Here is a 5,788-nt window from a genome sequence, read left to right as displayed (position 1 = left end):
CGCCCCCGCTTTTGTGGGGGGTTTTTTTAAACTTTTTTTAACCAACACGGGGGGGGGGGGGCGGGCCCCCCCCCCCACCCTTCCTTCGTTTCTGGTGACTGTTAGCCGCGCTGCGGGCGTGCCTTCATCGGATCGACGCCCTTGGGAATAGGAAGCTTCGTACCCATGGAGTTGAGCCGGTTGTTGACGGCGAGTACCTCGGCCTTGGTCAGGGTGGGCTTGATCCGGGTCAGGCGGCGTGCCAGCCTGTGCAGCGGCACGGCGTCCTCATCGGGCCCGACTGAGATCACCGTTACTCCGACGTTTCCGCCGATGCGCACGATCTTGCGCTTTTCTTCGTCGAGCATGCGTGTGGTGCGTGTCTTCGGACCCTCGCTGATCAGTACGACGCCGCCGCGACCGACCGCACGATAGATCGCATCCTGCGTCTTGCCGTTGACGGCAACCGGCATCTCACTACCGACCCAGCCACGCTTGAGTGAGCTGCGCAACACGGCCCCCACGGCTCCGGGCTGACCCTCGATCTGCGAATATGCGGCCTTCTCGGCGCGGCGACCCAGAATGATGAGCATCGCCAGAATACCGGCGAGCACGCCGGCGACGATCCAGAGCACCATCGTGAAGACGTTGCTGCCCGGGATCAGCAGGGCCAGGGCCAGGCTGATCAGAACGGGTATGAGGAAGGCCAATACCAGAATCCAGACGATGTTTGAGTCATAGCGTCTCGTCATCTGGAAGACCTGCCACATTTGCTTCAAGCGGCCGGGCTGTTTTGGTTTTTTGGGGGTCTTTTCCTTGCTGCGTGCCATGGGTATAAGACTACCCAGTCACTCGAATGCCGCGTGACCGAATTCGGTCACGAAACGGCCTGGGCAAACCCGAGTTGGGCATCCGCCAGCTGGCGCAATTCGGCGGGGATTTCCCGACCGGTCGCGACCATGGACTGGGCCCACAGCCGACCAGCACGATAGGAGGAGCGCACGAGTGGCCCGGAGAGAACGCCCAGAAAGCCAATCTCCTTGGCCTCCTCGTTGAGCTCAACGAACTCTTCCGGGCGCACCCAGCGGGCGACGGGCAGGTGCCGGGCACTCGGGCGCAGGTACTGCGTGATGGTAATGATGTCGGTTCCGGCGTCGTGCAGGTCGTGCAGCGCCTGGGTGATCTCGGCGCGTTCCTCACCCATACCGAGGATGAGGTTCGACTTGGTGATCAGTCCGGCGTTGCGACCCTGCGTGAGAACGTCGAGCGACCGGTCATACCGAAAGGCCGGGCGGATGCGCTTGAAGATGCGCGGCACTGTTTCCACGTTGTGAGCGAAAACCTCCGGTGCGGCGTCAAAGACCTGAGCGAGGTGCTCCGGATTGCCGGAGAAGTCCGGCACGAGAATCTCGACGCCGGTGCCGGGGCTTTGCTGGTGAATTTGACGGATCGTCTCCGCGTAGAGCCATGCGCCCTCATCGGGCAGGTCGTCACGGGCTACGCCGGTCACGGTGGCATAGCGCAGGTTCATCGTCACCACGGATTCACCCACCCGGCGTGGTTCGTCGGTGTCGTAGTCCGCCGGTTTGCCGGTATCGATCTGGCAGAAGTCACACCGTCTCGTGCACTGGGAACCACCGATCAGGAAGGTGGCTTCGCGGTCTTCCCAACATTCAAAGATGTTCGGGCAGCCAGCCTCCTGACACACGGTGTGCAGATTTTCGCTCTTGACCAAGCTTTGTAGTTTCTGATATTCCGGTCCCATTTTGGCGACCGTCTTGATCCAGGCGGGCTTGCGTTCGATCGGCGTTTCTGCGTTGCGAATTTCCAGGCGCAACAGTTTGCGGCCTTCGGGTACTGTGCTCATGCGTTCGTCCTGACGGTGTCGAGGCTGGCGGGGTTGGTGCTGACGGAATTCAGGCTCGTTGCGCGAAGGAAGGCGGCCGTGATGGGGTCGATGAGTTCGCTCGGGTCGATGGTGCGTCCGAGCACGCGTGACATCGTGGTTACGCCCGCATCGCGAATTCCGCAGGCGATGATGCGCGAATAGGGTTCGAGCGAGTTGCTGCAGTTGAGTGCGAAACCGTGCATGGTCACCCCTTGGGCGACCCGGATTCCGATGGCGGCGATCTTGTCTTCGTGGTCGGCCGGTCCGACCCACACACCGGAGCGTCCGGCGACCCGGACGGCATCGATGCCGAATTCGACCAAAACCTCGATCAGGATGCCCTCGAGCGACCGAACGTATCCGACAACGTCGACGGGTTCCTGCAAGTGCAGGATCGGGTAGCCGACCAACTGGCCGGGGCCGTGCCAGGTGATCTTGCCACCTCGATCTACGTCGATGACCGGCGTGTCATCGACGGGTCGTTCCTCGGACAGGGTGCGTTTACCGGCGGTGTACACAGCCGGGTGCTCCAGGAGGAGGACGGTGTCCGGTCGCTCATGGGCGACGACGGAACGATGGACTGCGCGTTGGAGCTCAAGGCCCTCAACATACGGCACGGAGTTGGCGCTTAGCCCCGCGACGACAAAGTCGAGCATCTGCCCAGTCTAGGGGGCAGAGGACCCCCCAGCGCCAGCGATGCGGGTGACCTCTTTTGCATCGCCACTGCATTGCCACTGCATTGCCACTGCACTGCCACTGAATTGCCACTAAATTGTCGCTGCCGCTCCCCGTAAGCTCCACCAGAACAACTCGCAGCTCCTCCACACTGACGCCGCTGCCGTGTTGTGCACGGATGCGGGATGCTCGCGTCGGGCGGCCCGGATCACGTTGGATCATGATCGCGTGAGAGTACACAGGGATCCCGACGAGTCGGGCACGGCTGCAGCAGCGTCTGAAACCGACGCCGTCATTGCCGGCCACCGCGTGATCCGGTTGCTCGGCACGGGGAATCGGGCCGTGGTCTACCTGGGACACTCCGGTACGGGTAGCGCGGTGGCCCTGAAGGTTTTTCGCGCCGACACCGAAGCAGCGAGCATCGAACTTGATATCGCCGTGCTCACGTCGGCGGCCGCTCCCGGGCTCGTACGTCTGCTGGACGTCGCGCGACTTGGCGATGGTCGCATCTGCCTGGTCTTGGAACGGCTGACCGGGGGGTCCCTCGCCCGGTACCTGGTCGAATACCCAAGCTTGTCACCCGGCGAGGTCGTGACCCTTCTCGCCCCGGTCACCGTAGCCCTGGACGCCATGCACACGTCGGGCTTTGCACTCGGGAGCGTCAGCCAGGCCACAATTCTGCTCGACGCGAGCGGCCGTGCCGTGCTGACCGGCTTTGGTGCAGTTCGGCGGCTCGGTGAGGTTCCCCGAGAACGGATGCCGTTGCTGCGCGCCGACTACGCACGCCTGGGCGTCGTGATGCAGTCCCTCTGCGACAAGCTCGATACGTCGGACTCGCGTCGGGGCAGCGCGGCTGCGTTGCTTCGGAAATTCCAGACCGCCCTGCAACCGGCGGTGGATCGATCAGGCTCAGGTCCGGTCGATGCCGGAGCGTACCCCGGTTCGGCGCTGCAAGCCCTCGAGCACGACCTCTTCGAATGGGCCGACGCCGAGCCCCTTCGAGGCTTTGAACCCGCCACACGACCCCATGCGGCCGCACCCGCCGAGGACACTCCCGCGGTCGAGATGTGGGCACGTCACGTTGACAGTGTGCGGCTCCGCCGTGGTCTGGTCGGCACGGCAGAGCTGCCCGACAGGAGGGAGCCGGATCCACTCGACCCAGATAGATCCGAGCCGGCTCGGGGTGCCAGGGACTGCCACTCGGATAATGACTTCGCTGACGAATCCGGCAATGATCTCGGCGCCGATTCTGGCGATGACTTCGACAATGACAATGACAACGACAACGACAACGACAACGACGACTACGACGACTACGACGACTACGACTTAAACGACGACGACGACGTCTCCGCCGTCGGGCAGACCCACGGGCACGTCGGCCGCGGTCGCGACGCTCTCCGCGGACTCTCCGGGCTGAGCGCCGCCGTCGTACGGGGGCTGCGGCCTCAGGCACGGCTCCAAGGGGTGCTGGAGAGCGCGGTTGACTCGCAGCCGCTCAAAGCCGCCGGGCACGCACTGCGCAAACGACTGCATGGCCGCCAGCGGCCCCTTCTGGTGGCGGCTCTGGGCAGCCTCAGCATTGTCGTGCTCGCACTGACACTGTTTCCGGTATCCGGGCTTGCCGGTGATGCGGGGCGCGCCAGCGAAGCAGGCATGAGCGGCACGGTGGAGGTCTCCACCATTCCGCCAGCACCACCTCCCGCACCAACTCCAGCTCCAGCACCAGCGGATACTGCGGGCTCGGCCGGAGCGGCCGCCGAGGATTCAGCGGCGATAGCGGGGGATGACCCCGTAGCGGCCGTTCTGGCGCTGCTCGCCCGTCGAGCGACCTGCCTGGCCGCCGCGTCCCTCGTCTGTCTGGCTGACGTCGATCAGACCGGGTCGGCGATGCTGGCAGGAGATAGTTACAACGCCCGCGAACGCCAGCAGGATGGATCCGGCCGGGGATTGGCCGACTATCTGGGATTCTTGCCGTCCCTCGCCGCACGAAGCGGAAACCTCGCCGTCGTCGCGTTGACCCCGGACCGAGGGCAAGAAAAAAGCCAGCCGGCCTCGGTCCTTGTGGTCAAGGGCGAGGGCGGCTGGCGTCTTCGTGAGATTTTCGACAACTGAGTTGGCACCGAGACGACTGGAGGGTACCGATCAAGCGGAGCTGTCAGATGCCGAGGTTGCCTTCGAACGCACCGGCTTCGAGCCGTGCCTTCATCGTGGTGAGGAAGCGGGCTGCATCCGCACCGTCGATGATGCGGTGGTCGTAGGACAGGGCGAGGTACACGCTCGACCGGATCGCGATCGAGTCAAGACCGTCGTTGGTGACAACGAGCGGCTTCTTGTAGACGATCCCGGTGCCGAGAATGGCACTCTGCGGTAGGAAAACGACGGGCGTGTCGAAGAGGGCACCGCGCGAACCGGTGTTGGTCAGCGTGAACGTTCCGCCACTCAATTCGTCGGGCTTGAGCTTGTTGTTCCGGGTGCGAGCTGCGAGGTCGGCGATCTGGGCGGCGAAACCGGCCAGGTCGAGTTCCCCGGCGTTGCGCACGACGGGAGTCAGCAGGCCGCGCTCGGTGTCGACCGCAATGCTGATGTTCTCCTGGGCCGGGTACACGATGGTGTCGCCCTCGATCGTGGCGTTCACGATCGGAATGGCACGCAGGGCTTCGGCGGCAGCGAGGGCGAAGAACGGCAGAAACGAGAGCTTGTTGCCTGTTTTCTCAGCAAAGGTCCCCTTGACCCGGTCGCGGAACATGGCGACGCGGGTGACGTCGACCTCGACCACGGTCGTCAGCTGAGCGGATGACTGCATGGAGATGACGGCGCGCTCGGCGACGACCTTGCGCAGGCGGGACATCGGCTGGGTGGTTCCGCGCAGCGGCGAGACCTCGACCACCGGGGCAGCGGCGGCCGTTCCGACAGCCGAGGCGGCCCGCACGATGTCTTCCTTACGGATGCGTCCGCCCACTCCGGTGCCGCTGATCGTCGACAGGTCTACGCCCGCTTCGTTCGCGAGCTTGCGCACGATCGGGGTGACGTAACCGCTGGTGCCGGCGTGTGAGCCACGAGCCGCCGGTGCGGCTGCGACCGGGGCGGGGGCCGCGACGGGTGCTGCCGCGACGGGTGCTGCTTCAACCGGTGCGGGTGCTGCCGCGACGGGATCGGGCGTGGCGACCGGAGCCGCAACGGGCTCGGGCGTGGCGACCGGAGCCGCAACGGGCTCGGGCGTGGCGACCGGAGCCGCAACGGGCT

5 protein-coding genes are annotated in these 5,788 nt (G+C 64.9%); 1 reads left to right on the top strand and 4 read right to left on the bottom strand.

The window, feature by feature from the left end:
• Window positions 1-101 precede the first annotated feature (101 nt).
• The 3 genes from LH475_RS03610 to lipB are packed head-to-tail and all read right to left on the bottom strand — an operon-like array spanning window position 102 to window position 2,523.
• Window positions 102-809 (bottom strand): DUF4191 domain-containing protein, encoded by a 708-nt coding sequence (locus tag LH475_RS03610; RefSeq protein ID WP_196845516.1) that lies wholly within the window; start codon window positions 807-809, stop codon window positions 102-104.
• Window positions 810-856: 47 nt separating this feature from the next.
• Entirely contained in the window at window positions 857-1,846 is a 990-nt protein-coding gene (gene lipA, locus LH475_RS03605; protein WP_196845515.1) for a lipoyl synthase, read from the bottom strand.
• A complete protein-coding gene (gene lipB / locus LH475_RS03600; RefSeq protein WP_196845514.1) occupies window positions 1,843-2,523 on the bottom strand; it encodes a lipoyl(octanoyl) transferase LipB in 681 nt (226 codons plus the stop codon). Before lipB ends, lipA begins: the two co-directional genes overlap by 4 nt.
• Before the next feature lie 247 nt (window positions 2,524-2,770).
• Between lipB and LH475_RS03595 the strand changes: the two genes are divergently transcribed.
• Complete coding sequence (locus LH475_RS03595) at window positions 2,771-4,657, top strand: protein kinase (protein WP_297412885.1); 1,887 nt, start codon at window positions 2,771-2,773, stop codon at window positions 4,655-4,657.
• Between the two features lie 43 nt (window positions 4,658-4,700).
• Here the strand turns inward: LH475_RS03595 and LH475_RS03590 are convergent.
• The coding region (locus tag LH475_RS03590) for a 2-oxo acid dehydrogenase subunit E2 (RefSeq protein ID WP_297412884.1) at window positions 4,701-5,788 on the bottom strand (1,088 nt) is incomplete at its 5' end.

The organism is Cryobacterium sp., from assembly GCF_026786305.1.
GTDB lineage: Bacteria > Actinomycetota > Actinomycetes > Actinomycetales > Microbacteriaceae > Cryobacterium.
This window is presented reverse-complemented; position numbering and strand designations above follow the sequence as displayed.

Bases quoted from the DNA above. Each gene is read 5' to 3' on its own strand.
- LH475_RS03610 (WP_196845516.1), bottom strand. From the start codon at position 809: ATGGCACGCAGCAAGGAAAAGACCCCCAAAAAACCAAAACAGCCCGGC.
- lipA (WP_196845515.1), bottom strand. From the start codon at position 1,846: ATGAGCACAGTACCCGAAGGCCGCAAACTGTTGCGCCTGGAAATTCGC.
- lipB (WP_196845514.1), bottom strand. From the start codon at position 2,523: ATGCTCGACTTTGTCGTCGCGGGGCTAAGCGCCAACTCCGTGCCGTAT.